At 67.5% G+C, this 308-nt stretch carries 1 protein-coding gene; it reads right to left on the bottom strand.

Annotated features, from left to right (window positions below):
* Positions 1-93 precede the first annotated feature (93 nt).
* Positions 94-308, bottom strand: a 215-nt coding sequence (locus tag QN345_RS20055; protein ID WP_323509244.1) for a hypothetical protein, incomplete at its 5' end; no start/stop codon positions are given.

Below are 308 nucleotides of genomic sequence, written 5' to 3'. Positions count from 1 at the left end.
GATGAAGAGCTTCGTGGCCAGAACGGGCAGGGGCGATTCGCTCATTCGCTCATCAGAGCACCTCGGCCGGCTTTCGGCAACAACGGCGCCGCGTCACGTGGCGGGCACGGCGGCGACATTGAGCGCCTCGATGTCCGCATAGAGTCGTTCCACCTCCGTGCGCGCCGCCGGGGCTGCGGCTTCGGCCGCGTCGAGTTCGCTCTGACGCTGCGACTGGTCTGACTCCCTCGTCGCGAATTCGGCCAGTCTGCCGGCCAGATAGCTACCATACGGCTCACCGCCCGCGGTGCCGCCGGAGTCTGCAACGT

Origin of the sequence: Cryobacterium sp. 10I1 (genome assembly GCF_035019805.1) — a bacterium.
Taxonomy (GTDB): Bacteria; Actinomycetota; Actinomycetes; order Actinomycetales; family Microbacteriaceae; genus Cryobacterium; species Cryobacterium glucosi.
The sequence above is the reverse complement of the archived record's forward strand: the minus strand, read 5'-3'. Positions and strand labels throughout refer to the sequence as shown.